The 22,969-nt window shown below is 38.8% G+C and carries 33 protein-coding genes and 2 pseudogenes; 13 read left to right on the top strand and 22 right to left on the bottom strand.

The genetic code is table 11. From position 1 onward, the window contains the following. Positions 1 to 173: 173 nt before the first annotated feature. The 9 genes from G4Y78_RS19930 to G4Y78_RS19895 form a co-directional block, all read right to left on the bottom strand. Positions 174 to 590 carry a tetratricopeptide repeat protein gene (locus G4Y78_RS19930; RefSeq protein WP_163834677.1) on the bottom strand — a complete coding sequence of 139 codons (417 nt, stop codon included), beginning with the start codon at positions 588 to 590 and terminating at the stop codon, positions 174 to 176. Positions 591 to 885: 295 nt separating this feature from the next. Further along, positions 886 to 1,203: a hypothetical protein gene (locus G4Y78_RS19925; protein WP_163834676.1), complete on the bottom strand. Its 318-nt coding sequence runs from the start codon at positions 1,201 to 1,203 to the stop codon at positions 886 to 888. A 2-nt stretch (positions 1,204 to 1,205) separates the two neighbouring features. Then, positions 1,206 to 4,112: an RHS repeat-associated core domain-containing protein gene (locus G4Y78_RS19920; RefSeq protein ID WP_163834675.1), complete on the bottom strand. Its 2,907-nt coding sequence runs from the start codon at positions 4,110 to 4,112 to the stop codon at positions 1,206 to 1,208. A 76-nt stretch (positions 4,113 to 4,188) separates the two neighbouring features. After that, positions 4,189 to 5,733 (bottom strand): DUF6531 domain-containing protein, encoded by a 1,545-nt coding sequence (locus G4Y78_RS19915; RefSeq protein ID WP_163834674.1) that lies wholly within the window; start codon positions 5,731 to 5,733, stop codon positions 4,189 to 4,191. 354 nt (positions 5,734 to 6,087) lie between these two features. Beyond that, positions 6,088 to 6,309 carry a hypothetical protein gene (locus G4Y78_RS19910; RefSeq protein WP_163834673.1) on the bottom strand — a complete coding sequence of 74 codons (222 nt, stop codon included), beginning with the start codon at positions 6,307 to 6,309 and terminating at the stop codon, positions 6,088 to 6,090. Positions 6,310 to 7,033: 724 nt separating this feature from the next. Beyond that, positions 7,034 to 8,197, bottom strand: coding sequence for a phage integrase Arm DNA-binding domain-containing protein (locus tag G4Y78_RS19905; protein ID WP_163834672.1), 1,164 nt, complete (start codon positions 8,195 to 8,197; stop codon positions 7,034 to 7,036). 7 nt (positions 8,198 to 8,204) lie between these two features. Next, positions 8,205 to 8,354, bottom strand: a complete 150-nt coding sequence (locus G4Y78_RS30835; RefSeq protein ID WP_230425625.1) for a helix-turn-helix domain-containing protein — start codon at positions 8,352 to 8,354, stop codon at positions 8,205 to 8,207. A 40-nt stretch (positions 8,355 to 8,394) separates the two neighbouring features. Continuing rightward, complete coding sequence (locus tag G4Y78_RS19900; protein ID WP_163834661.1) at positions 8,395 to 9,072, bottom strand: IS6 family transposase; 678 nt, start codon at positions 9,070 to 9,072, stop codon at positions 8,395 to 8,397. 180 nt (positions 9,073 to 9,252) lie between these two features. Further along, positions 9,253 to 9,972, bottom strand: a complete 720-nt coding sequence (locus G4Y78_RS19895) for a BRO family protein (RefSeq protein ID WP_163834671.1) — start codon at positions 9,970 to 9,972, stop codon at positions 9,253 to 9,255. A 375-nt stretch (positions 9,973 to 10,347) separates the two neighbouring features. On the opposite strand from G4Y78_RS19895, the gene G4Y78_RS19890 reads away from it, so the two are divergent. Further along, entirely contained in the window at positions 10,348 to 11,007 is a 660-nt protein-coding gene (locus G4Y78_RS19890) for a substrate-binding periplasmic protein (protein WP_163834670.1), read from the top strand. Between the two features lie 36 nt (positions 11,008 to 11,043). On the opposite strand, the gene G4Y78_RS19885 is transcribed toward G4Y78_RS19890, so the two are convergent. From G4Y78_RS19885 to G4Y78_RS19865, 5 genes are all read right to left on the bottom strand, one after another. Next, positions 11,044 to 11,262 (bottom strand): HP1 family phage holin, encoded by a 219-nt coding sequence (locus G4Y78_RS19885; RefSeq protein WP_163834669.1) that lies wholly within the window; start codon positions 11,260 to 11,262, stop codon positions 11,044 to 11,046. 11 nt (positions 11,263 to 11,273) lie between these two features. Then, positions 11,274 to 11,681, bottom strand: coding sequence for a 3TM-type holin (locus G4Y78_RS19880; RefSeq protein ID WP_163834668.1), 408 nt, complete (start codon positions 11,679 to 11,681; stop codon positions 11,274 to 11,276). Between the two features lie 67 nt (positions 11,682 to 11,748). Then, positions 11,749 to 12,201 carry a tail fiber domain-containing protein gene (locus G4Y78_RS19875; protein WP_163834667.1) on the bottom strand — a complete coding sequence of 151 codons (453 nt, stop codon included), beginning with the start codon at positions 12,199 to 12,201 and terminating at the stop codon, positions 11,749 to 11,751. Positions 12,202 to 12,486: 285 nt separating this feature from the next. Next, entirely contained in the window at positions 12,487 to 12,855 is a 369-nt protein-coding gene (locus tag G4Y78_RS19870) for an N-acetylmuramoyl-L-alanine amidase (RefSeq protein WP_163834666.1), read from the bottom strand. Positions 12,856 to 12,865: 10 nt separating this feature from the next. Then, the gene (locus tag G4Y78_RS19865; RefSeq protein WP_163834665.1) at positions 12,866 to 13,054 is read right to left on the bottom strand and encodes a DUF2158 domain-containing protein; all 189 of its coding nucleotides are present in this window, start codon (positions 13,052 to 13,054) and stop codon (positions 12,866 to 12,868) included. 82 nt (positions 13,055 to 13,136) lie between these two features. Here G4Y78_RS19865 and G4Y78_RS19860 point away from each other — a divergent pair, with 82 nt between their 5' ends. Further along, on the top strand, positions 13,137 to 13,364 hold the full coding sequence (locus tag G4Y78_RS19860) for a hypothetical protein (RefSeq protein ID WP_163834664.1): 228 nt from the start codon (positions 13,137 to 13,139) through the stop codon (positions 13,362 to 13,364). Positions 13,365 to 13,583: 219 nt separating this feature from the next. On the opposite strand, the gene G4Y78_RS19855 is transcribed toward G4Y78_RS19860, so the two are convergent. The 4 genes from G4Y78_RS19855 to G4Y78_RS19840 form a co-directional block, all read right to left on the bottom strand. Then, positions 13,584 to 14,171, bottom strand: coding sequence for a hypothetical protein (locus tag G4Y78_RS19855; protein ID WP_163834663.1), 588 nt, complete (start codon positions 14,169 to 14,171; stop codon positions 13,584 to 13,586). Between the two features lie 7 nt (positions 14,172 to 14,178). Continuing rightward, positions 14,179 to 14,559 (bottom strand): VRR-NUC domain-containing protein, encoded by a 381-nt coding sequence (locus G4Y78_RS19850; protein WP_163834662.1) that lies wholly within the window; start codon positions 14,557 to 14,559, stop codon positions 14,179 to 14,181. 6 nt (positions 14,560 to 14,565) lie between these two features. Then, on the bottom strand, positions 14,566 to 14,736 hold the full coding sequence (locus G4Y78_RS19845; RefSeq protein ID WP_163832199.1) for a hypothetical protein: 171 nt from the start codon (positions 14,734 to 14,736) through the stop codon (positions 14,566 to 14,568). Positions 14,737 to 15,087: 351 nt separating this feature from the next. After that, a complete protein-coding gene (locus tag G4Y78_RS19840) occupies positions 15,088 to 15,765 on the bottom strand; it encodes an IS6 family transposase (protein WP_163834661.1) in 678 nt (225 codons plus the stop codon). Between the two features lie 197 nt (positions 15,766 to 15,962). Between G4Y78_RS19840 and G4Y78_RS19835 the strand changes: the two genes are divergently transcribed. Next, entirely contained in the window at positions 15,963 to 16,304 is a 342-nt protein-coding gene (locus tag G4Y78_RS19835; RefSeq protein WP_163834660.1) for a hypothetical protein, read from the top strand. Positions 16,305 to 16,564: 260 nt separating this feature from the next. Further along, on the top strand, positions 16,565 to 16,981 hold the full coding sequence (locus tag G4Y78_RS19830; protein WP_163834659.1) for a hypothetical protein: 417 nt from the start codon (positions 16,565 to 16,567) through the stop codon (positions 16,979 to 16,981). A 52-nt stretch (positions 16,982 to 17,033) separates the two neighbouring features. On the opposite strand, the gene G4Y78_RS19825 is transcribed toward G4Y78_RS19830, so the two are convergent. Then, positions 17,034 to 17,330, bottom strand: a complete 297-nt coding sequence (locus G4Y78_RS19825; RefSeq protein WP_163834658.1) for a hypothetical protein — start codon at positions 17,328 to 17,330, stop codon at positions 17,034 to 17,036. A 178-nt stretch (positions 17,331 to 17,508) separates the two neighbouring features. Between G4Y78_RS19825 and G4Y78_RS19820 the strand changes: the two genes are divergently transcribed. From G4Y78_RS19820 to G4Y78_RS19805, 4 genes are all read left to right on the top strand, one after another. After that, positions 17,509 to 18,444, top strand: coding sequence for an IS1595 family transposase (locus tag G4Y78_RS19820; protein ID WP_163830705.1), 936 nt, complete (start codon positions 17,509 to 17,511; stop codon positions 18,442 to 18,444). Between the two features lie 142 nt (positions 18,445 to 18,586). Next, complete coding sequence (locus tag G4Y78_RS19815) at positions 18,587 to 18,991, top strand: N-acetylmuramoyl-L-alanine amidase (protein ID WP_163834657.1); 405 nt, start codon at positions 18,587 to 18,589, stop codon at positions 18,989 to 18,991. A 61-nt stretch (positions 18,992 to 19,052) separates the two neighbouring features. Further along, positions 19,053 to 19,406, top strand: a complete 354-nt coding sequence (locus tag G4Y78_RS19810; protein ID WP_163834656.1) for a hypothetical protein — start codon at positions 19,053 to 19,055, stop codon at positions 19,404 to 19,406. Further along, the gene (locus G4Y78_RS19805; RefSeq protein WP_163834655.1) at positions 19,375 to 19,503 is read left to right on the top strand and encodes a transposase; all 129 of its coding nucleotides are present in this window, start codon (positions 19,375 to 19,377) and stop codon (positions 19,501 to 19,503) included. The genes G4Y78_RS19810 and G4Y78_RS19805 overlap by 32 nt, the downstream gene beginning before the upstream one ends. 33 nt (positions 19,504 to 19,536) lie before the next feature. On the opposite strand, the gene G4Y78_RS19800 is transcribed toward G4Y78_RS19805, so the two are convergent. Next, positions 19,537 to 19,860, bottom strand: a complete 324-nt coding sequence (locus G4Y78_RS19800; protein ID WP_163834654.1) for a transposase — start codon at positions 19,858 to 19,860, stop codon at positions 19,537 to 19,539. Positions 19,861 to 19,945: 85 nt separating this feature from the next. Here G4Y78_RS19800 and G4Y78_RS31425 point away from each other — a divergent pair, with 85 nt between their 5' ends. Together G4Y78_RS31425 and G4Y78_RS31420 are read left to right on the top strand one after the other, a co-directional pair. Then, complete coding sequence (locus tag G4Y78_RS31425) at positions 19,946 to 20,452, top strand: IS630 family transposase (protein ID WP_163831121.1); 507 nt, start codon at positions 19,946 to 19,948, stop codon at positions 20,450 to 20,452. Positions 20,453 to 20,475: 23 nt separating this feature from the next. Beyond that, positions 20,476 to 21,003 (top strand): annotated as a pseudogene (locus G4Y78_RS31420) (IS630 family transposase); the annotation flags it as partial. Here G4Y78_RS31420 and G4Y78_RS31415 read toward each other — a convergent pair. Continuing rightward, positions 21,000 to 21,134, bottom strand: coding sequence for a hypothetical protein (locus tag G4Y78_RS31415; protein ID WP_268934998.1), 135 nt, complete (start codon positions 21,132 to 21,134; stop codon positions 21,000 to 21,002). The pseudogene G4Y78_RS31420 and the gene G4Y78_RS31415 overlap by 4 nt on opposite strands. Positions 21,135 to 21,196: 62 nt before the next feature. After that, positions 21,197 to 21,703, bottom strand: coding sequence for an IS630 family transposase (locus tag G4Y78_RS19785; protein WP_163832145.1), 507 nt, complete (start codon positions 21,701 to 21,703; stop codon positions 21,197 to 21,199). Between the two features lie 207 nt (positions 21,704 to 21,910). Here G4Y78_RS19785 and G4Y78_RS19780 point away from each other — a divergent pair. The 3 genes and pseudogenes from G4Y78_RS19780 to G4Y78_RS31760 all read left to right on the top strand — a co-directional run. Next, a pseudogene (locus G4Y78_RS19780) lies at positions 21,911 to 22,549 on the top strand (IS3 family transposase); the annotation flags it as partial. Between the two features lie 22 nt (positions 22,550 to 22,571). Continuing rightward, entirely contained in the window at positions 22,572 to 22,697 is a 126-nt protein-coding gene (locus G4Y78_RS31765; protein WP_163834652.1) for an IS3 family transposase, read from the top strand. Next, entirely contained in the window at positions 22,687 to 22,785 is a 99-nt protein-coding gene (locus tag G4Y78_RS31760) for an IS3 family transposase (protein WP_163836546.1), read from the top strand. The genes G4Y78_RS31765 and G4Y78_RS31760 overlap by 11 nt, the downstream gene beginning before the upstream one ends. Positions 22,786 to 22,969 lie beyond the last annotated feature (184 nt).

Genomic DNA, 22,969 nt, shown 5'->3' with positions numbered 1-22,969 from the left:
TGAAGTAGATGAATGAGGTAATAAATCGATGGGAATGCAGACAAGCCCACTGATTAACAGGGGCTTACCTACTTAAATTACCATCAAGCTGTACGATAAATAACTAGGCAAAAAGTATAACGGCAATTCAGTTTGCTACACTAAATATAACAAGGTAAAAGCTTGATATTAAATTACTTAAGTTTATTTTCTGGGATGGATATGTTGGCATTCATCTTCAAATTAACTTCCTTTGCTATTTCTATATAACTTTCAGAGGCATTCCCTTCTTTTAGAAAACGCTGAACTTCTTTTATTGCAGCTGTTTTTTTATCTTGCTCCCATAATATATGCATCAAGCCGCGTGATATTTTTTCAGATTTAGGCCCTAATTTTACTGCTTTATAAAAAAATTCAGTTGCAATATCAATACGACCTAAGTCCCAATAAAGATTTGCGAGCGTTGCTGTAAGCATAGGTGACTCGGGATTAGCTTGTGATAATGATTCAAATATAGGCAGCGCTTTATTCAAAGCGCCATTCTTATATAGGTCAGTACCTTGTTCAAAAAGCACCTTATCAACTTCATTCAAACTTAATTTATGCAACATAAATAGCTATTTTATGATCAACTACTGTACTTCTTTGAGCAATCACAGTCTTTATTCCGATTTTTTAAAAATTCAGAAGCCAGTTGATACTGACTCCAGATTATTTGATCAGCCCGATCCTGGGCATTAGAACTATTCCCACCAGAGAACCTCTCACGAAACTTATCATATGTAAAACTATGATATGAGTGCAAACAAGCCCGCTGATTAACAGGGGCTTATCTACTTAAATTACCACCAAACTATATGGCCAATAATTTGGTAAAAAGTATGATGATAATTTGGTGTGCTACAACTAACTAGATTTATTAACCAAATAACATTGTTTTTTTTGCTCAATTAGAAATTGTAATTTTGGAAGCGCATCTTCAACTATCTTTTGTGTCAAGGAGTCTAAATTGCCTGCATTTTTCTCTAATGCATAAGAGTACGCTGATTCTAAGTCTATAATTCTATCTGTAAAGTCATGCTCCCACTTCTGCTCGACTTCCTCTAGAGCATCTCTTAAAAACATAAGGTCTTCAATCAAAGACCTTAAATCAATTTTACCATCCTTATATGCACTTATTTGGAGGTGCATTTTTTCTAATTGACGTAAGTTATAATCGCTCATTGTTATCTTTTTCCTGGGATGACGGTAATTACATCATTACCTTCGGTGATGACAGTTATATTATTTTCAGAACTATAGTTTCTTGTTCTGCCTGGTATAGGGTCTGGACTTTTACTTCCATTTTGAATTGCATCTTCAATAACTGATGGAGTAAGCCCACGATTTTGAGCCTGATCTAATGCATGTCCTGTATAACGGCGACCATTTACCACTTGGTCGGCGTTTCGAGTTGGTTGATAAGACGTATTTTGTAGAGGAGACCCCTTCCGGCCAACAGGTGCTGTTGCAGGAGTTCCTCCATCAAAGCCTTTCTTTAAATGTTTTCCGTGCTTTAGTTTACCAATTGGTGTTACACCAATTAAAATTTCTGGCCAGTCTCTCCAGTCAATATTAAAATCGTAAGTCCAGCACCCATCCGCTGTTTGATAAGGTTCAGATACATAATATTCTGGAAACTCCCCAAGACCCAAAAAGATCGGCAGGAACATGTCTAGCATCCAAACATTTCTATCGTGCTGAGCTGCTTCTTGAGATTTAAATTTATCACCAGGTGCCAATCCAAGAGGGTCGATCAGTGAGACTGGATTATTCAGCACATAAGCATAAGTATTCAACCCACCATTTAACCCAATCGGATCACTCTGAACATAGCGTCCAAGGTTAGGGTCGTAATCCCTAAAATAGTTGTAGTGCAATCCTGACTCAGCATCATAAACCTGCCCAGGAAAACGCAGTGCAATAACCACCTTCTGGCCATCACCATCAACATCTTCATTGGCCCGGCCAACCCCAAACGCATCCGATTGCCATTGCCAAACAGCCTGGCCTGCTTTATTGGTAGCAACCCTCGGAGTGTTAAGATGATCACTGTGGATATACGCAACTTGCTGCTTAGTGCTTTGGCCTTTGTCGTTTAGCCATTGTTCTAACATGGCTATCGGCTGAGTACCTAACCACGCATAGTTACGGGTATAGAACAGCTTGTTGCTAGCGTTATAATAAGCTTCTTCTAGCAGCTGTCCATTCTGGTCGTAGTTGTAAACAACGGTTTGACTGCCAAGCTCTTTAACGATTCGCTCGCCGATAGCATTGTAACGATAGTGCGTGGCTCTTGAGCCTCTAACAGCAGCCTTTAATCGTCCTTGGCCATCGTATTGCAGCTTTAACCGCATTTTATCAAGACTGTTACCCATTCCATCATAATTAATGGTTTGGCGGCCACGCTTAATTAAACGGTTGCTATCATCGGCATAAGTCAGATTCTGCGTTTTAGTTTTACCGGCTTTTTCGGTTGTACGCTTGGTGCGGTTACCGACCGGGTCATACTCATAGGTTTTACGACCGTAGTTAGCTTGCTCTTCGATTAAGCGGTCTAACGCATCATAACCATATGAGCTGTTGTTTTGCTGAGCTAATAAGTTATCAATGCCGGTAATGTTTCCGTTTGGATCATACTGGTAATTCAGCTCTTGAATCCCTTGCACGGTTTGCTGAATTAACTGTAAGTCCTGGTCATATTGGCGGTTTAAAGTTTTACCATTACCCCACGTCAATTGTTGTACAGGACCAAATGGCACATAGCCAATATTGTTGGCTAAATTAATGACCTGGTCGCTTCCCTTAAATTGCCCTGTCACTTGGTTAACCTGACCATTGCCATTACGTTGGTAGCTGATGGTTAAGCCAGAGGGGTATTGAATACGGGTCAGTTGGTTAGCCAGGTTGTAGCCATTGGCCACACCAAAGAATTGATCCTTACCATTGAAGCTAACCGAGCGCATGGTTTTGGTGACATTACCCCGGTCATCATATTGATAAGCAATTAAACCTGACTGGTCCTGAATGCCCGTTAAGCGACCAATGCCTTTGTTACCATCGTTGGTGCCATCATAAAGATAAGTAACATTCAGCTCTGGACTAGCCGGATAAGACCGGCTGGTTTGACGGTTTAAAGCGTCATAGCTGTATTTGGTAACAACACCACGGCCATCTACCTTTTGAGTAACGTTGCCTGCGGCATCATGGCTATAAACCGTTTCACCACTGCTTGGGCTAATTTCTTTAACTAAACGGCCTAAGCCATCATATTGATAAGTAGTGGTAACACCACGCGGGTCAGTGACTTGGGTTAAATTATCTTGCGAATCGTATTTAAATTGCGTGTTTTGGTTTAATGCATCAGTGCTAGTGACTAACCGGTTTAACGCATCATACGCATTACCGCTTTTATAATTACGAGGATTAGTAGCACCTGTTGTATTACTGTTTTTATCGTATTCAAACCGGCTGGTTTGGCCATTAGCGCCAACAGACTTTAACAGTCTACTCATTTCATCATAAGCCTGGCTAAATTGGCTCACTACTGCACCGGTTGAAGATTTAACAACCTGCTTGGTAATATTCCCTGCATTATCGTGTTGATATTCGATGCGCTCGCCTAAACCATTTTGAATAGCCGTTAAGCGTTTTGCTCCATCGTATTCATAATGCAGTTCGCTACCATTCGGTAAATAAACCGCCGTCACTTGGCCAATGGCATCGTATTCAAAACGAGTGGTGATATCACCCGCTGTGCTTTTAATGGTAGATTGGGTTAATTGGCCCACCTCATCATAAGACAGGCTAGTTACCGTGCCATTAGCATCAGTAATTTGTTGGGGATTACCAAAGACATTATGGTTAGATAATTGTGTGGAATGCCCCAGTGCATTAACAACTTCGGTTAATTGCCCATCATTGTTGTAACGAAATTGAGTGATATCTTGCACATCAGTGCGTGGACCATCAATTTGGCTAACCTTGTTCTGGTCATTATATTGATAGCTGGTATTAGTAGTGATCGCTGAAAGCGCTAACGGGGAAATAACTAACGATAAAGCCCCGGCTAATAAAGTCTGTTTAAACTGCATAATATGACTACTCAAAATAAATTTAAAACCTGGCCAAGGCGGTCTAGTGCCGCCTAGCAATTTAAATTAATTGATTCTATTTAGCGCTTTCCTGCCGTTGACTTGTTAGCTGGCCTTTATCGCTATATTCGTAAATGGTGGTTTTACCTGGTTCTGTCACCTTTACCGGTAAACTAAAGGTTTCGTGCCATTCCGTGGATACTGTTCGAGCTTGTGGTGTACCTGCCGCTTCTGTTTTTTCAGTTGCTAAACCACGATCATTATATTGATAAGTAGTTTTAACACCTTGCCAATCGGTTTTGGATTTTAATAAACCATTATCGAAATATTCGTAGTCTTTATTAGCGGCTAAGCAATTAGCAGAGGCATGACCTTCCACTGATTTTACTTTACGAAAACCATTTATTTCCTCAAAACGATACGTGGTTTTCTTACCGAGAGGATTAGTAACAATCGTTGAGTTTTCATCAGGATAGCTAAACGTAACATTATCTACATCCCCTGCGTGTTTACTAACTGTGGCACGACCCTTTTCATCATACTGCCAAGTAGCATAACGTTGATTGTTCGCGTTGGTAATACCCGTTAATAAGGTAGGATACTGATCATTCTCATAATGGTAGGTTTCCTTATAGTTACCATTAAAATCAGTACTGGTTAATCTGCCTTGCTCATCGTATTGATAGTTTCGCACTAAACTACCGCTTTCAATACGGGTAATTTGCTGCTTATCGTTGAGGTGATAGTTAATCGATGAATTGCCTTGACTAATAACTAACTTTTTATCCTCATAAGCCAATTCTATTGCCTGCTGTGAGGGAGACTCAACTTTAATTAAGCGGCCTTGATTATCATAGGTCTCGGTTAAGTTAGCAGCTGTTACCAGCTGGTATTGGCCATTTTCCAATGCCTTAACTTGATAGCCACTAGCATCATCATCCTGCCAAACACCATCTTCTTGGTACATAACAACTTCCTGGCCGTTGTCACGAGTGATGTGGGCAATGAGGTTATCGGCACTGAGATAAACACTTAACTTACGACTAAAGCTAAAACGCCAACTACCCGTTTTGCCTGCTTGAAGATAAAGGCGTTTAATCGATAAATCAGATAAGCTTAAATCAGTGAACCATTGGATTTTATTGCCAGTAGCAATATTGACAGGGTTTCCTTTTAACGTCTCGCAGCTTTGAGGTTGTGCATTTTTATTAATACAACCACTGACTTTCTCGTCAAAGACCAAAGGAGACTCACACCCTTTTCCTTGAAGACCTGCACTCAGCTGCCATTGATAGCTATAGCCATTTGGATAAGTAAATAAATAAGAGCACTTTTTAAAATTAGGATTTACCTTCCCTGCCCAGTAAGTATTTTCAACAGCTAAAAAACTATATCCTCGGCCATCTTTCCTAAAAGCTTCTGCAGAACGTTGATACGAATTCATCTGCTCTATGCAAGACTCATAGGGAGTGGCTACATAGACACCTGATATACTGTCTGTTTTCCATGGATCATGTGAAGTGTAAGGAGCATACCATCTAACTTCAGCCTGAGTACTACAACAAATAACTGAGGCTAACCCAGCCCCCAACAAGAAAGACAACTTTACATTAATGTTCATTCACACATCCACTTCTAAAACGATCAAAACCATGTTTTGCAAATATGAAAATGCGCAATTTTTACTCACACACAAGCAAAGATCAAATTTAATTCACGTTTATTAATTTCAGTTATAGGGAAAGTAATTAATCATAAGTGTGAGTGATTATGGCTCGGTAACTACGTAGAAAATACCACCCAATCAAACTTGACAAAGAACGCGAAAAACGAATAAGAAAGGAAAGCTAACCCAATATTTGGCCTACTATATGATGTGGCTAGAAGCAAGACTAAACACGGTTACTTACAGCTTATTTTTCGGTTTGCTATGTACTTCAACACCATAGCTAACCAGATAACTTATTCTTCGATATTAACACTCATCCAAAAGAGCAATATTTGATGCTCTATTAATTGTGCGTAAAGCTTGCTCCATTTCTATAGCTTTCATAGTTACTTTTAAATATTTATTTTTTAACTCCTTATACTCTTCTATGCTCACATGACCAATCTCATCTGTCGTCAACGACGATTGGTTTAACTCAGCTATTAGCTTTTGTATTTGGTTATTATTCCAGGGTTTATTTTCAGACATTCTTAGCCCTTGTTAATCAATGATTGAAAAAGGGTGTATTCACACCTGGTGCTATTTAAAAAGCTATGATACTGAAAAATTAGGGGAAATTCTTCCAGGAAATATTTTTAGAACCAAACGATAAATTGATCTGTTGTGTATTTAGTTCACTAACTGATGCAAAAGGACCTTATTGACGTAAAAGCGATATATTAAGGTTATAAAAACATCTATAAATATAAATAATTAATCTAAATATTGGTTCTGGTAATGGCCTGAATTTATAGAAAGTGGAGCTTCTTCAGAATGAAAAGTAGAGACCAATTGAAAGGGTAGGGGATAGATTGTTAGACGATAGATCAAAAGACTTAAAGCCTAAATTTTAACCACGACAGGTGTTACCTATCGCGAAACCCCAGAATGTCTGCAATATGCACCTTGTAGCCCAGGATTCATAAGGGGGTATAATGGCTATAATGGGTGTAGGACAATAGGGTGCTTTTTTCAATAAAATCAATAGGTTATACTAGATCATAGGATATATATGGGGTTGTGGGGGTCGGAGGTTCGAATCCTCTCACTCCGACCATTTTTCTTCTTTAAATTCAATCACTTACAGCTCATCTGAAATTGAGAATCATTTTGGTTTAAGCAAAATTAAGCAAGAATTAAGCAAACTCTTGAATGATTTTACCCTGTTTTTATACACCGCAAGTCGTATATTGGATTTGTCAGTGAGCTGTTTTTAAATCTCTGATGGCGTTTTTGTTTCATTGTTGTTTTGATTATTATCTTTTAATAAGTCAATGTTTAGCTCAGCTGAAACATGAGTCCATCGCTCTGTGTGTCCTTCTAAATAATGGTTGGTCATATACTCTTCTGTATGCCCCATTAAGGCCCTGATGTAGTCTTTAGGGAATCCATGCTTCTCATATAGATAACCCCCTAGTGCTCTTATTTCGTGGAATGTGGGCTTGCTAGCGGCTGGCATACCCTTAAACTCGTCCAGGCTGTCACGTACTTTGGAAAACTCTCTACTTAATGTGTCGCCTGTTACATAGGTCCAATGTTTGTTTCTTATGTGGCAGCTGCTTTTATGATGCGGTTTACGGTGAATGATAAAAGGGCTATCTAGTCCTGACTGTTTAGTGAGATGAATTAACGCTTGAAGTTTAGGGGATAGTTCAATGGCTAAATAAGCGGCGTCTCCCCATTTTTCAGTTTTTTGCTGAATTAAAAATAATTTCCCATCCTTAATATTCTTATATTGCAGTTCAACCAAATCACCACGACGTTGCAGGGTGATCAAGGCTAACTCTAATGCAATTTTTAACCAGGGTTTTGCCTGTTGGTAAATGGTTTTAAACTGCACTAATGTCAGTCGTTTTCTTTGCTTAACCCGTTTTTTATTGATCGTCGTGGGCACGGGGTTTTCTTTCATTAACCCTTTTGTTACAGCAAATCTCAGCACCTGATTAAGGACAGAGCGGTGTTGTACATAAGAATCCCGTTCAAAGTTTTCATCAAGATAGTCTGCAACCGTCGGTACATCTAATTGCCGTAATGGCATTTTGCCGAGGTCGCTATTTAACCGTCTCAATCGCTGCTCCATATTGTCAAGGCTGCCGGGTTTTAAATGCCGGGTAGGGAGGTACTCTTCTTGAAAGCGCTCAATCGCTTGAGAGACTGTAGCCGTATTCATCCCCATCACTGTCTCGACCAGTCCAGCCCCTTTCATTAAGCGAGCATTGAGCATTCTCGCTGCCGCTTGGGCCTTTCTGCGATCAGTACCCATGGCAAAAAATTTACCCGTCACGGGGTGTTTATACCGGTAGTATTTATTGCCAGGGCCATAAGTATATAAGTTTGGTTCCAAGCTTTTGGTTGTGGTTTTTTTTCTAGGCGCCATGGCTTTGTTAACTTCTTAAAATACTATCAACAAGGTCATTACCCGATAGAATTTCTTCGGCTTCAGCATCGATAAACCATAAGCCACCAATTTTCTTAGCGGGGAGATAACCTTCTCGGCACCACCTAGCAATACAAGTCGGGGGGTTGTGTTGCAAATATTTAATTAATTCAAAAACTATTTTCCCTTGGGCGCACTTAGCCTACTAGTGCATAAAATTGTTCAGCCGGTGATAAATTGCCACGATAGTGTTTTTTCATTTGCCCTTTTTTAATCATATGCATCAATTCAATACCGGCTAAGGTTTTCTGCGCTGAATGAAAATTGTAAAACCCCATCATCGGTCGGGTAATGCGCTTAACACCACGATGGTCTTGCTCAGCCATATTATTGAGATATTTAACCTGGCGTATTTCAATGCTATGATCGGACGCTTGATTATAAGCCCTTACTGCTGCTTTATTAGCACCACTCTTATCCATATTAATTAAACTGGGTTGGGTATTGCGCCGAATGGCTTTGGTTAAAAAGCGTAAGGCGGCTTTTGTATCACGCTTGGCGGTTAATAAAAAATCAATGGTATCACCTGCTTTATCAACCGCACGGTATAGGTATTTCCATTGGCCTTTGATTTTGATGTAGGTTTCATCCAATCGCCAACGCCCCTTGGGGCGTCGCTTCTTTTTTTGGAAAGCCTTCTCTAGCTGTGGACAATAATGAACGACCCAACGCTGAACGGTCGTATGATCCACATCATAGCCACGCTCTTGCATGATTTCTTCGATCTGCCGGTAGCTCAACGGATACGCGACATACCAGCGAACCGCTTGCAAAATCAAGGTTTGATGGAAATGGCGGCCTTTAAAGCTGATCATTAACTACTCGCTTTGCATCAATCAAAGAGAATTAGGCTAACAGATGACAAGGGCTGTGCCTATTTGCAACACAACCGAATAATTAAAAATAGAAGAAAATAAAACCATTAATAATACACACCGCATAATTAATTCCTTAATAAAAAAAGCCCACCGAAGTGGGCAACATTCCATTCCAATTTAGGCGACTAACCGTTGACTCCATAATGCTTTTAATTCCTTCAGTCCTTTACCCGTAATTAATGCTGTGACGGCTTGTTTTAACCCTTGGGTAGGATGGTCAAACTCACTTAATTTAACGTCAAGATAACCTTTTTCAATTAATCGTTGATAAGGCTCATTAAAATAGGTGACCCATTTAATATCACGTAAGAACTTAAATAATCGATTACGTCCCGTGCCCATAATCTTAGCCGCTTCGGCTATGGTAATAGCATCATCCGATTGAGTAACTTGATCATGAAACTCGGCTTTAGGGGTTAGCACTTCAATTTGTTTCGTTTGCTCTTGCACTTTTTCTAATGACTGAACTAATAAACCGGCTATTTGCCCCGTATTAGACCAATCAATTTGAGCGACACCATAACTGCCTGTTTTGCGAATACTGGGCAGCACTTCATTCGTTACCCATTTTTTGAAAGTTTTTGCCTCAGGGCGACGGCTTTTAAGAATAGCTGAGTAGAGACCGGATTCATTAATAACCTGTAATGCCTGGTCTCCACCAAGGGTCCCCACAATCTGGCGACCCTTTTCATCGTCATCTAAGTTGCGTGTCATTTTATACGCTTCAGAGTAGCCAAGAACTTTAGCTACATCAGTCGCTACAAACCAAGGCTCACCATCTTTATTAATAACGCGAACGGCGGATGAACCAAATTGAAATGGAATTAAATCATTCATTTATTAACTCCCTTTTATATATTTTTTGGGAATAAAAAATTATGTAGCGAAGTAAATAAGTTACTAACTAAAGGGAAGGTTAAACATACATTTGTTACATACTCGAACTCCTTATTATAGCGGCACTATGTAAATCAGTACTATTAGTAAAAAATTGCTAAGCTTATTATTAATTGACGTTTAATTGTAACTAAAATGAGACTTTCACGAGTAATGGTCTTTTATGAAAAACAGTATAACTTGTTATTGAGAGCCCACTATAAACTACCGTAAATTTAACTTGATATGAAATCAAAAAAAATCATTCAAAATACTCAATATATAGTTCTTCTATCTACTTTTTTTATTTGCAACCTATCAGCTAGGGAAATTAGCATGGTAACGTCCGAATGGGAACCATTCTTTGCATCAACATTGAAAAATCAAGGAGTACTGATTGAAATAGCAAAAACCGCTTTCATGCGTAAAGGGCATAGTGCGAAAATTCAATGGTACCCTTGGAAACGATGCATGTATTTAACCGCAAAAGGAAAAAAAGATATCGCTATAGGATATTTTAGTAAGGAAAGAGCAAAAACTTACCTATATAGTAAACCATTTTTTGAAGTCGATATTGGTCTTGTTGCACTTAAAGAAACTAACTTATCTTCATATAAGTCCCTTAAAGATCTTAAGCCATATGTCATAGGTGTAAATAAGGGCTGGGTAAACTCTTCAGAATTTGATTCAGCAACATACTTAAATAAAGACTATTCACTGCTTCATCATACAACCATTCGAAAGCTTTTTGGAAAGCGTATCGATATGATTGTAACATCAATACCTGTTTTTCGATATGAAGTGAATAAAATGAATAAGTATAGCCTATCAGATGTTGTTATTTTGAAACCATTGCTTTCAAAAAATGGACTTTATTTATTCTCATCATTTAATGTAAAAGATCACCGTCAGATAATCCAAGATTTTAATGAAGGTCTAACAGAAATCCAACAAGACGGAACTTATGAGAAAATATTCATTGAACATGGCTTCTAGTTTTATTATTTAATACTTATCCTATTAAAACAGTTATTACTCTTCTTTATAGTCACTTGAATTATTGACTTTTTGATAAAATAACACTGTCTCCCGCTTATCCTGCCGATGCTTATATATCCAGTTAACAACAACGGTAATCGTAGTCAGAATAATACCAATTATCACACCCCAGTCTTTGAGTGTTAGACCAGCAATCACAGTGGCAGCACTGGCTACATAAGGGGCATTGGATATGATTTTTTCAGTTACCATGGGGCTAACCATTATCGTTGTCGAGCAACACCTTTTAATTTTTCGGCAGTTCGTTGAGCACCAAGACCTAACAAGGTAAAGACAAGTGTCATTAATTCACTGGTTTCAATTGTGGGTAGCATGGCTACCACATCAGGGCGATTGGCTAGCGACAAACCAATCACAATAAAATCACGTAGTATCCAAGCGTAAGCCAACAACCCAACACATAACCACCCTAACCCAGGCCGCCAGCCCGAAACCCACAATGATGGATGCTTGGCTTCTTCTAAATTGGTTAGTGCTTGGAGTAAATGCGGTTGATTGAGCGTTTCTTGAAGCTTTTGCTTAGCAGCTAAGCGTTCTTCGTCTGAAGTGAATAAGCTATCCAAGCCAGACAAAATGGTGTTAGCGATATTATCAAGTGATATCAATTTCATGGGAATAAAAAAGCCAAGACTGCTTAGCCTTGGCTTAATTTAGAGTGGATTCAGATTGTAATAGGTTTTAAAGGTCCAGCTGTTCACGTAGCTTTTTATTCTCTTGTTTCAACTCTTTCACTGCTTCGATTAAAACACCAACTAGTCCAGCATAGTTAACTTGTTTAAGTGTGACTTCAGCACCATTCTTATCTGTAACTTTGATATTATGAACTAACTCAGGAAATACTTTTTCTACATCCTGAGCAATTACACCTATACTTTCATCTTTTTTCCATTGAAATGTAGCACCATTAAGATGAGCTATTTTGTTTAAAGAGCTGTTAATAGGAGTAACATTTTTCTTAAGGTTCTGATCACTATATCGTGGTCTTGCTAATTCACTTGCATACCTCATTATGCATGTGAATATTTTCTCTAATGGGAGGTCTTTACAATGTGCAAGGATCTCATCAAATGGATCAGCATTCGCAATCACTGGTAGTAAAACCAAATAAGTAACAAGCAATATTCTTAGCACTGTAAGCACCCACAAATATTTGATTTAATTTCTATATTAAAAATCTATTCAGTTCGACTAACCGGTCGCAACCTATCTAAGTATATTTCTTTATATGACACTAAAAGTATATTTGATTTTTGTAAAATTTCGTAACACTTATAGGTTATTTTGGTGAATTTTTTATCGTGTATTATTTTTTAATACTGCTGACAAAGCTTTCTACATTACTGATTACAGTAAATTAAAGAGTTAGCTATTGCTTCAATACTAACTGTATTCACTTATATCTTTAACTACACTCCGCTAACTAGTCACATCAAAGTTAGGACAAGTCTTACCAGAATCTAAATCACAATGCCCAATCACCTCAGCTTCAGGGTTTTTAATGTGCCAGTCGATAATCACTTTCTCTAAGCTATCAAGCTGAGCATCAGTAAACTGATCTCGACCTACTAAACAAACACCTAGGCTATTGCTATTGTGACCTTTAACATGTGCACCGACCCAATACTCAGGTCGGCCATTTTCAACTGTGCCATCACGCTTAATTACTTTATGGTAGCCAATACCCGACCAGCCTCGTTCAATATGCCAGCGGTGAATATCTTGGGCTGAAATGTCTTTGTTGTTGGAAGAATCTGAGCAGTGGACGACAAGTTTGGTGATTTTCATAAGTTAGTTATTAAATAGAGTTAGGCTCATCACAGTGATCAGCTAGTACTAAGGTTTCTAAATTGAAGCTACCTGTATGTAATACATCAGCCTTATCAAACCAACAACACTCATAGAAATAGCTACCCTCACTCAGCACGGTCATTTTAGGTCCACCAGATGCAAGCTGAACAACAGAGCCTGATTCAATTGTATCCATTTTATATTTCCTATCTAGATTGACTTATAAAGTTTTCGAAAGAATAATCATCAGGTTAAACACAACAAAGGGAATTTATCTTATGGAATCTAATTTAAAAATGGGTGATGTGGTCATGCTCAAAGCAAGATCATCTAAGTCACCAGTCATGGTTATTGTTGATGACTTTGAAACACAACAACAAAAGCCTTCAATTCCATCAGCTGTATGCGCTTGGTTTGACTCTGTTGAAAATAGCTATACCTACAAAACTGAAACAATCCCTTTAATTGCATTAGAAAAGCATGTACTAAGAGAGAAAAAGAAATAAAGCCTGCATAAGCCCAGCTATGTAACTGGGCTTTATCGAGTAGATCAGTTAATAATGGTGGTACTGCAGATTAGGCGTATTGCTTGTGCTTAAGTGAGCATAAAAGTTGTTAGCCTGAAACGAAAAAAGCCCCGTCATCTGACAGGGCTTTCATTAGGGTGCAAAATCACATCATGGGTTTAACATATACAACCTAGCGTACCCTGTCAACACTCTTTTTTATTTTTTTTCAATAAATGTATGTAAATGCCAAATTAATTGAGCACGCCAGGTGTGAATTTGCTTTAATGATTCAGTATAACGGGTATGCCACCGCTCACGCCAACACTTTTCATTAATGCCGCAGTACTTTGCTAATTCTTTTTTCAATGGTGCTCTTCTACCGTTATTACAATTACACTTTCGATGATGGGATGTACGACAGTCAATTCCAGAGCCATTACATCTTTTACAAAGATTATCGTCTACCACTTCATTTATCATTGATCGAGCAAACTGTTTAAAGAACATAAGGGAGCGCTTTTTTTCATTTGGCCATGGTTCCCGCCAACCTTCCTCAATCCCTTTCTTAATGACAAACTCTTGAACTAAATTATCAAGCTCATGTAAAACCGTCTTATCATCGGTATACTTTAACAACCCCAATAAATACGCCTCTCGTGGTAAATCTCCCATCCCAAGCGCCGCTGCGACATCTTCAGGGGTTAACGTTGGCATTCCACCAGGTACACCTTCATATTTTACTGACTTAGGTGTTAATAAGGTCATTGCACTCATTTTTATATACTCTTCGTCGTTTCGGGTCATTAAACACTTACGCTATTTTTTTATTTTCGGGTAGCGTTAAGTAATCTTGAATCTGCTGCTTAGCGGTATCGATTCCACGACACAAGACGGCTAGGTAACCTTGATCAGCTAACCGGTTTAGCCATTCTTTTTGATTGGCTGACACTTGTGTTTTAGCAGGAGGACTGGCTTTAAACTCAATGACCAACCCATGGTAACCACCACGGGGCATCATAATAAAAATGTCAGGTACCCCAGCTTTAACGCCTTGCTGTTTTAATTTGTTTGCTACCGCCACATGCCGATGACCACCATTAGGCACATGAAAGGCATGCCGATACACATCAGGGTAGTTGCCATGTAACCAACGAAATAAATCGGCTTGTTCTTTTCCTTCAAGGTCACGCATTGTTATTTACTCTCCACACATACCACACTTGCCACTTTTAAGCCCCTCAGCCGTTTTTCTCACTGCCAGGGCTAGTTCTCTGCTGCCATGTTCTAAACTGTCTTCTAGCTGCTCTGCGAGCCTCTCAAAGCGTTTTGCCATGGCAATCAAGTTGGTCGTTCGTTCTTTGCTTTTCATTGTTGTTATTCTCCATTCGTTATTTCGGGTTTTACGTACTTTTGACAACCTTGTCTTTAATCTGCTTTTACTTTGTCAAAACTAAGAATCTATAAACTATTGATATATAATATAAAAAATAATAATAAATATAATAATGACAATTTTGACAATAATGACAAGGGGGTACTTAAACCCTATTTATTAGTTTGTTTTTTAAGACCCTGCTGCGTAATTGTCATAATTGTCAAAACTCCATTTTTCCTTTATTTTTCAGCCACTTGTTTTGACACGTTAATTGGCATAATTGTCTTTATTGGGTTGTGTTGCAAATATTTAATTAATTCAAAAACTATTTTCCCTTGGGCGCACTTAGCCTACTAGTGCATAAAATTGTTCAGCCGGTGATAAATTGCCACGATAGTGTTTTTTCATTTGCCCTTTTTTAATCATATGCATCAATTCAATACCGGCTAAGGTTTTCTGCGCTGAATGAAAATTGTAAAACCCCATCATCGGTCGGGTAATGCGCTTAACACCACGATGGTCTTGCTCAGCCATATTATTGAGATATTTAACCTGGCGTATTTCAATGCTATGATCGGACGCTTGATTATAAGCCCTTACTGCTGCTTTATTAGCACCACTCTTATCCATATTAATTAAACTGGGTTGGGTATTGCGCCGAATGGCTTTGGTTAAAAAGCGTAAGGCGGCTTTTGTATCACGCTTGGCGGTTAATAAAAAATCAATGGTATCACCTGCTTTATCAACCGCACGGTATAGGTATTTCCATTGGCCTTTGATTTTGATGTAGGTTTCATCCAATCGCCAACGCCCCTTGGGGCGTCGCTTCTTTTTTTGGAAAGCCTTCTCTAGCTGTGGACAATAATGAACGACCCAACGCTGAACGGTCGTATGATCCACATCATAGCCACGCTCTTGCATGATTTCTTCGATCTGCCGGTAGCTCAACGGATACGCGACATACCAGCGAACCGCTTGCAAAATCAAGGTTTGATGGAAATGGCGGCCTTTAAAGCTGATCATTAACTACTCGCTTTGCATCAATCAAAGAGAATTAGGCTAACAGATGACAAGGGCTGTGCCTATTTGCAACACAACCGTCTCAAAAGTGCCTAATACCTTTTACACACGAAAGCATTACTATAAACAAAAGTTACACCTATTATACTTTTAGTGTTGTATATTCTGCAGCGTTTGAATACTACTATGAAAGGATTAACATGCTTAAGAAAATGGTATTTATCACAGCCATAGCTTCAGCAGCTAGTGCCGATGTAAGTCCAGAGCTTGACCCGTTTAGAGTTAAGCCTATAGAGTTTGCGTCTAAGGAAGTGTGTCCAGTAGGACTGGAGTGTAATGATGATATTAGTAAGCCACAAAAGGGTGTTAAGTTCGCCGTTAAGGGTGGTCCCAGTTGCCCAAGACCACCAAAAGGTAATATAGCTGGATATGAGTCAATTGAATTTGCAAATTTTGACAAGTCTCATTCAATATGGGATCCAATTGAGTTAGATCAATGCACACACAAAGACTGTTCTGATAATATAGTGAATATTTCATAGCGAAACTTAATCAACTGACTATACTCAATCCGATCAGTTGTAAAAACAAACAATTAATATCCTTCAAGCCCCAAATTTTTGGGGCTTTTTTCGTTTTGGAGCGTATAAACTTTCTTATATTACTAACGTTTAGTAGTTTCTTTTTAAGAGCAATTCTTAGCCTGACTAAAAGTAATAGCTGGTCTCTTTGTTGTCATCTTTATTTATATTTTTTTGACCGTATAATCCGCGCTTTTTCCATCAACGCAAAAGAATGAATTATGAAAAAAATATTAGTTACAGCTTTAGCTGTTGTAAGTACTAGTAGTGCGCATGCTGAATGGACAAATGTAATCTGTGCAAAACCTGATGCAAGTCATTGGGACTGGTTAAAAGATAATGATGGGAACCAAGTTACAATCTCTGGTCAGGAGGGAATAGCTACCTTATCAAACAACTATGAATTCAGTTATTTCGGTGTTTCTGAAGCTAGCTATAGGTCGGCTTATATTCAATGTAGAAATAAATTTACAACAGAACATGTGCCACAACCAGCAGACAGTAGTCTTAGTATTTGGAAGGTATTCCAAGTGAATAAGCCTAACGGTGAGCAATATATTGCACCGGGGCATTTTGATACAAGCCGCCCCTTTTGTTCCGCTGAAATTTGGGGAGACTGTATAAGAGCAGGAGGATAGTACTTCTTGATATACAGCTAAGCTGACTAGCTGCTCAGCTGTATATCATAAGCTAAAAACAAGACGTAGGACTATATCTGCACTTAAGTGGAATAATTCCACCTGTATACTTACCAGGAGCAAGACCTTTATTTCCATTTGGTAGATTTACTTCAAAAACATAAAGTCTATCATTACTATTATATGGTTGTGGCCAATAACCGTTATTACATTGATTAACAATACCTTTATAATCCTCATATGACACCATAAAAACTTTAATATCCCCGCCTGCTCTTGAACTTAAAGCATTTCCCCATTGACCAGCAATAGTTACGTTATTTGCAGATTCATCTTTTAGATTGTACATTGCAGAACCATCCGACTTTACACATAACACATTAGTCCATTCAGCAAAAACATTTGATGAGATCACAATAGTTAATAATATTGATGGTTTAATAAAGTTACCTAATTATCACTATACCTAAGCCATTAACTGCTGTATATTTGAACAGCATGGAAACTTAATTGAGAAGGTATAAATAATGGCTATCAACAAAGTTCAATTTCAAAAAGGCCTGAGTTTAAACGAGTTTCTCAAACAATATGGTACAGAAGAACAATGCTTTAATACCTTATACAAATTGCGATGGCCAGAAGGTTTTCAGTGCCCCAATTGTGGATACGACAAATGCTGTCAACTCACTACTAGAAAGCTTCAGCAGTGCTATAAATGTCACCAGCAAACATCTGTAACTGCAGGTACTATCTTTGAATCAACCAAATTACCATTAAAGACTTGGTTCCAAGGGATGTATTTGATCTCCCAAGACAAAAAAGGTATATCAGCCATAGAATTACATCGCCATTTAGGTATTTCCTATCAAGCTGCCTGGAGAATGAAACATAAGCTCATGAAAGTGATGCAAGAAAGAGAAGGCACCAAGCAATTGTCGGGTTTTATTGAAATTGATGATGCCTATCTTGGTGGTGAGCGTACAGGTTGCAAAAGAGGTAGGGGAGCAGATGGGAAAATACCTTTTGTAGCAGCCGTAGAAACAACAAAACAAGGTCAACCGACACGAATTAAACTGAGCATTTTAAAAGGGTTTAATAAAGAAGAGATAACGGCTTGGAGTAGGCAGAATTTGGCCAAGGGCAGTACCGTAATCTCCGATGGACTGGCCTGTTTTAATGGTGTCATAGAAGCAGGTTGTCTTCATGATAAAATTGTATGCGGTGGTGGTCGTGCATCAGTAGAGGAACCTGAATTTTATTGGGTTAACACCATCCTTGGAAACTTAAAAAGTGCTTTACGTAGTACTTATCATGCTATTCGCGCTAAATATGCACAACGTTATCTTGCTGAATTTCAGTATCGATTTAATCGAAGATTTAGCTTAGTAGAATTTATTCCTAGGCTAGCATTTGTAGCACTGAGAACACCTCCACTACCAGGTAAGCTACTAAATATAGCTTAGGTATGATGATAATTAGGTAAAGTTATAAAGCATTACTATTACCTTAGATACAACAATAATATGGCTTATATATTATTTTTTATATCGGTATAATAGGTATGACACAGATCAAGAAAACTGTCTGGTATAAATTGGTTTAATTATGAAAATTACTAAGCTCGTTATTCATTGCAGCGACTCACCTAATCACAAAGATATTTCAGCCGAAGACATTCACCACTGGCACCTTGAACGAGGCTGGTCGGGTATTGGTTACCATAAAGTGATTAAGCGTGATGGCACTATCGAAAATGGTCGGCCTGAATATTGGGTCGGTGCACATGTTAAAGGTCACAATAGCAATAGCCTAGGTGTTTGTTTAGTCGGTCGAGATCAGTTTACTGATGCTCAGTTTGATAGCTTAGAGAAAGTGATTATCGACTGGCACATAAAATACCCTAATGCTGAGGTGGTTGGACATTGCAACTTAAATCCGAAAAAAAACTGCCCTAATTTTCAAGCTAAAAGATGGTGGAATGTAGTTCGTGATATAAAAAGAATACTGTAAAAGTCTCTCTCGAATAAAAAATTCAAAAGGTACGCTACAATCCAAGAAGACTTTACTTCACATGGCAACCCCACCATATTTAATTATGCTATTTTCAAAAATTGACACCGTAGCCAGTGAAATTATGGGTGGCCTTGATAGCTTATTCACTTCAGACGAAGAACGCTTAGCTGCTAAACAAAAACTTCAAGAAACACTCACCCAGCCGCATTTACTCCAAGCATTAACCAATTTAGAAGAAGACAAGCATCCATCATTGTGGGTTTCAGGTTGGCGACCTGGATTGGGTTGGTTATGTGTTGGGCTGTTGGCTTTGTTGTGGCTTAATAAATTTGTACACCTAACTGTATGGTATAATCCCACCATTGATAGAGGTACAAACATTGAAAAAGCCGAATTATTCAACAGAATTTAAAATTGATTCAGCTAACCTGGTCATTTACCAAGGTTACAGTGCCAAAGAAGCCGCAGAAACAGTGGGTGTCAGTGAGGCAGGCAAGCCGTTGGTGTGAGCTTGCTTTACGCGTGGATCAACCAACAGGCTGTCAGGGAAACAATGAGCAAAGATCAAAAACATTCCGTGCCTCACAACAAGACTCAACAATATCATTGAAATTTTTAAAACAACGATTTGCCAGTGAATCTTCTCTCAGTTTTTCCCATATCCGCTCTACCGGGTTAAGCTCTGGGGAAACGGGTGGTAAATTTAATAGCGTGATATTCGCAGGTATTTCTAGGCGATGAGTCGTATGCCATGCCGCTTGATCAACGATAACCAGTCCGTGTCTTCCCTTAGAAATGGCTTTTGAAATTTCTGTTAAGTGCAACCTCATTGCTTCTGTGTTAGCAATAGGTAATACAAGAGTCACTCCTCTATCTTTATACCAATCGTGGTAAATAATCTGTAAAATACCTGGTCACAGTATTTCACTTAATTTGACTAGGAATTTAATAATGGCAAGGATTGCTTCTATTCCAGATGAATTGTATGACTACGACTTTGATGCCTTACTGAACAGAGAGCCACATCCAAGAACACGGCTTCGCTTATTAGCGATGGCTCATTTACAAGCAGGTTGGTCTCAAACTGAAATAGCACGAGCATTAAGGAAATCAAACAATACCATTCAGGACTGGCTCAACCGTTTTAGACGAGATGGCCTTGAAGGACTTTATGAACAACCCGGTAGAGGAAAAAAACCGTTTCTTTGTCCTTCACAATATAATGAATTTAAAGCAGCGGTTATTACCTTACAAAACCATCGTCAAGGCGGTAGAGTTCAGGGTAAAGACATACAACAGTTGCTGCTGGAACAATTTAATATAGACTACAGCTTAAGTAGTATTTATGAGGTATTGCATAAAGCAGGACTTTCTTGGATTACATCAAGATCTAAACATCCTAATCATAGCCCAGATAAACAGCAAGCATTTAAAAAAACTTTGAAAAAGAGGCCTTAAAAGTACTTCCCTCATGCGTTTCTCCAGATAAAGTTGATATTTGGTTTCAAGATGAAGCCAGAGTGGGTCAGCAAAATACCTGTACGCGTATTTGGGCAGAGAAAGGTACGCGTCCACGAGTGGTAAAGCAACAACAGTTTGAGTCAGCTTATCTCTTTGGCGCTGTGTGTCCTGCTAAAGATAGAGGAGTGGCTCTTGTATTACCTATTGCTAACACAGAAGCAATGAGGTTGCACTTAACAGAAATTTCAAAAGCCATTTCTAAGGGAAGACACGGACTGGTTATCGTTGATCAAGCGGCATGGCATACGACTCATCGCCTAGAAATACCTGCGAATATCACGCTATTAAATTTACCACCCGTTTCCCCAGAGCTTAACCCGGTAGAGCGGATATGGGAAAAACTGAGAGAAGATTCACTGGCAAATCGTTGTTTTAAAAATTTCAATGATATTGTTGAGTCTTGTTGTGAGGCATGGAATGTATTTGTGAATAAGAAAAATAACATTAAAAGCTTGTGCTCCAGATGTTGGGCTGTTTTAACAAGCTAATAAACAGGATTGGTATTAGCAGGACACACAGCGCCAAAGAGATAAGCTGACTCAAACTGTTGTTGCTTTACCACTCGTGGACGCGTACCTTTCTCTGCCCAAATACGCGTACAGGTATTTTGCTGACCCACTCTGGCTTCATCTTGAAACCAAATATCAACTTTATCTGGAGAAACGCATGAGGGAAGTACTTTTAAGGCCTCTTTTTCAAAGTTTTTTTAAATGCTTGCTGTTTATCTGGGCGATGATTAGGATGTTTAGATCTTGATGTAATCCAAGAAAGTCCTGCTTTATGCAATACTTCATAAATACTACTTAAGCTGTAGTCTATATTAAATTGTTCCAGCAGCAACTGTTGTATGTCTTTACCCTGAACTCTACCGCCTTGACGATGGTTTTGTAAGGTAATAACCGCTGCTTTAAATTCATTATATTGTGAAGGACAAAGAAACGGTTTTTTTCCTCTACCGGGTTGTTCATAAAGTCCTTCAAGGCCATCTCGTCTAAAACGGTTGAGCCAGTCCTGAATGGTATTGTTTGATTTCCTTAATGCTCGTGCTATTTCAGTTTGAGACCAACCTGCTTGTAAATGAGCCATCGCTAATAAGCGAAGCCGTGTTCTTGGATGTGGTTCTCTGTTCAGTAAGGCATCAAAGTCGTAGTCATACAATTCATCTGGAATAGAAGCAATCCTTGCCATTATTAAATTCCTAGTCAAATTAAGTGAAATACTGTGACCAGGTATTTTACAGATTATTTACCACGATTGGTATTACGTGTGGATCAACCAACAGGCTGCCAGGGAAACAATGAGCAAAGATCAATAACAAACAGAGGCTCAGAAGATCAAGGATCTAGAGGCTGAGAATAAAAAGCTAAAATTTGAAAATGCCTTACTAAAAAAGGCGGCAGCATACTTCGCGAAAAACCAGATGTGAAGTATGCCTTCATCAAAGCCAATAAACAGAGCTGGTCTATAGCCTTACAGTGTAGGGTTTTTCGTGTTTCTCGGTCAGGCTATTATAAGTGGTGCCATTCAGTTACGTCACAAAGGATAAAGCTTAATGAGAAGCTGGATGCTGATATTATCGAGTTATTTGAACACCATAAAGGTCGTTATGGGGCACCTCGTATTACTCAAGCCCTAAAAGACAACGGAGAGCGTATCAATCACAAGCGGGTTGCAAAGCGAATGGTTGCACTAGGGCTTCGAGCTAAACAAGCGAGGAAGTTCAAGGCTACAACAGATAGCAAGCATTATTTACCGGTCCCTAAAAATAGCTTGCAACAAGATTTTAGTGCCAGTAGACCCAATGAAAAATGGGTGGGCGATATCACTTATGTATGGACCACAAAAGGCTGGCTGTATTTAGCCATCGTGATAGATTTGTTTAGCCGCCAGGTGATCGGTTGGTCGATGTCGAAACAGATTAATAAGGCGCTTGTCTGTGATGCACTGCTGATGGCCTTGTGGCGTCGAGGCTTTCCGAAAGGGGGCATCGTACATACTGACAGAGGTAGTCAAAAAGTACCAGCAGCGGCTTAAAGACAACAAGCTTATCTGTAGTATGAGTGGCAAAGGCTGTTGTTACGATAATGCCGTTGCAGAAAGCTTTTTCCATAGCCTAAAAGTGGAGTGTGTTTACGATTATACTTTTAGTCATCGTGAACAGGTAAAAATAGATAATTTTTGAGTACATTGAAATTTATTATAATCAGCAAAGATTGCGCTCATCTATTGGTTACAAAACACCAGCAGGATATGAGCAGCTATGCGCTTAAATTCCTAATGACAAGTGTCCGCTAAATGGGGGAAAGATCATGCCTAAATTTCAATGTTGAAAGGTGGGTAAGAATAAATCAATAAATAAAGAGTACTGACTATACTAATCTGGTTGTAGAAATAGTAACAAAAAAATGGTTTTTCACTGGTTTTAATTAACTGCTATTAGATACAGTTTGTTAC

This window comes from Spartinivicinus ruber (assembly GCF_011009015.1).
Classification (GTDB): Bacteria; Pseudomonadota; Gammaproteobacteria; order Pseudomonadales; family Zooshikellaceae; genus Spartinivicinus; species Spartinivicinus ruber.
Note: the sequence above shows the minus strand (reverse complement) of the source record. Positions and strands in the feature narration are given on the sequence as shown.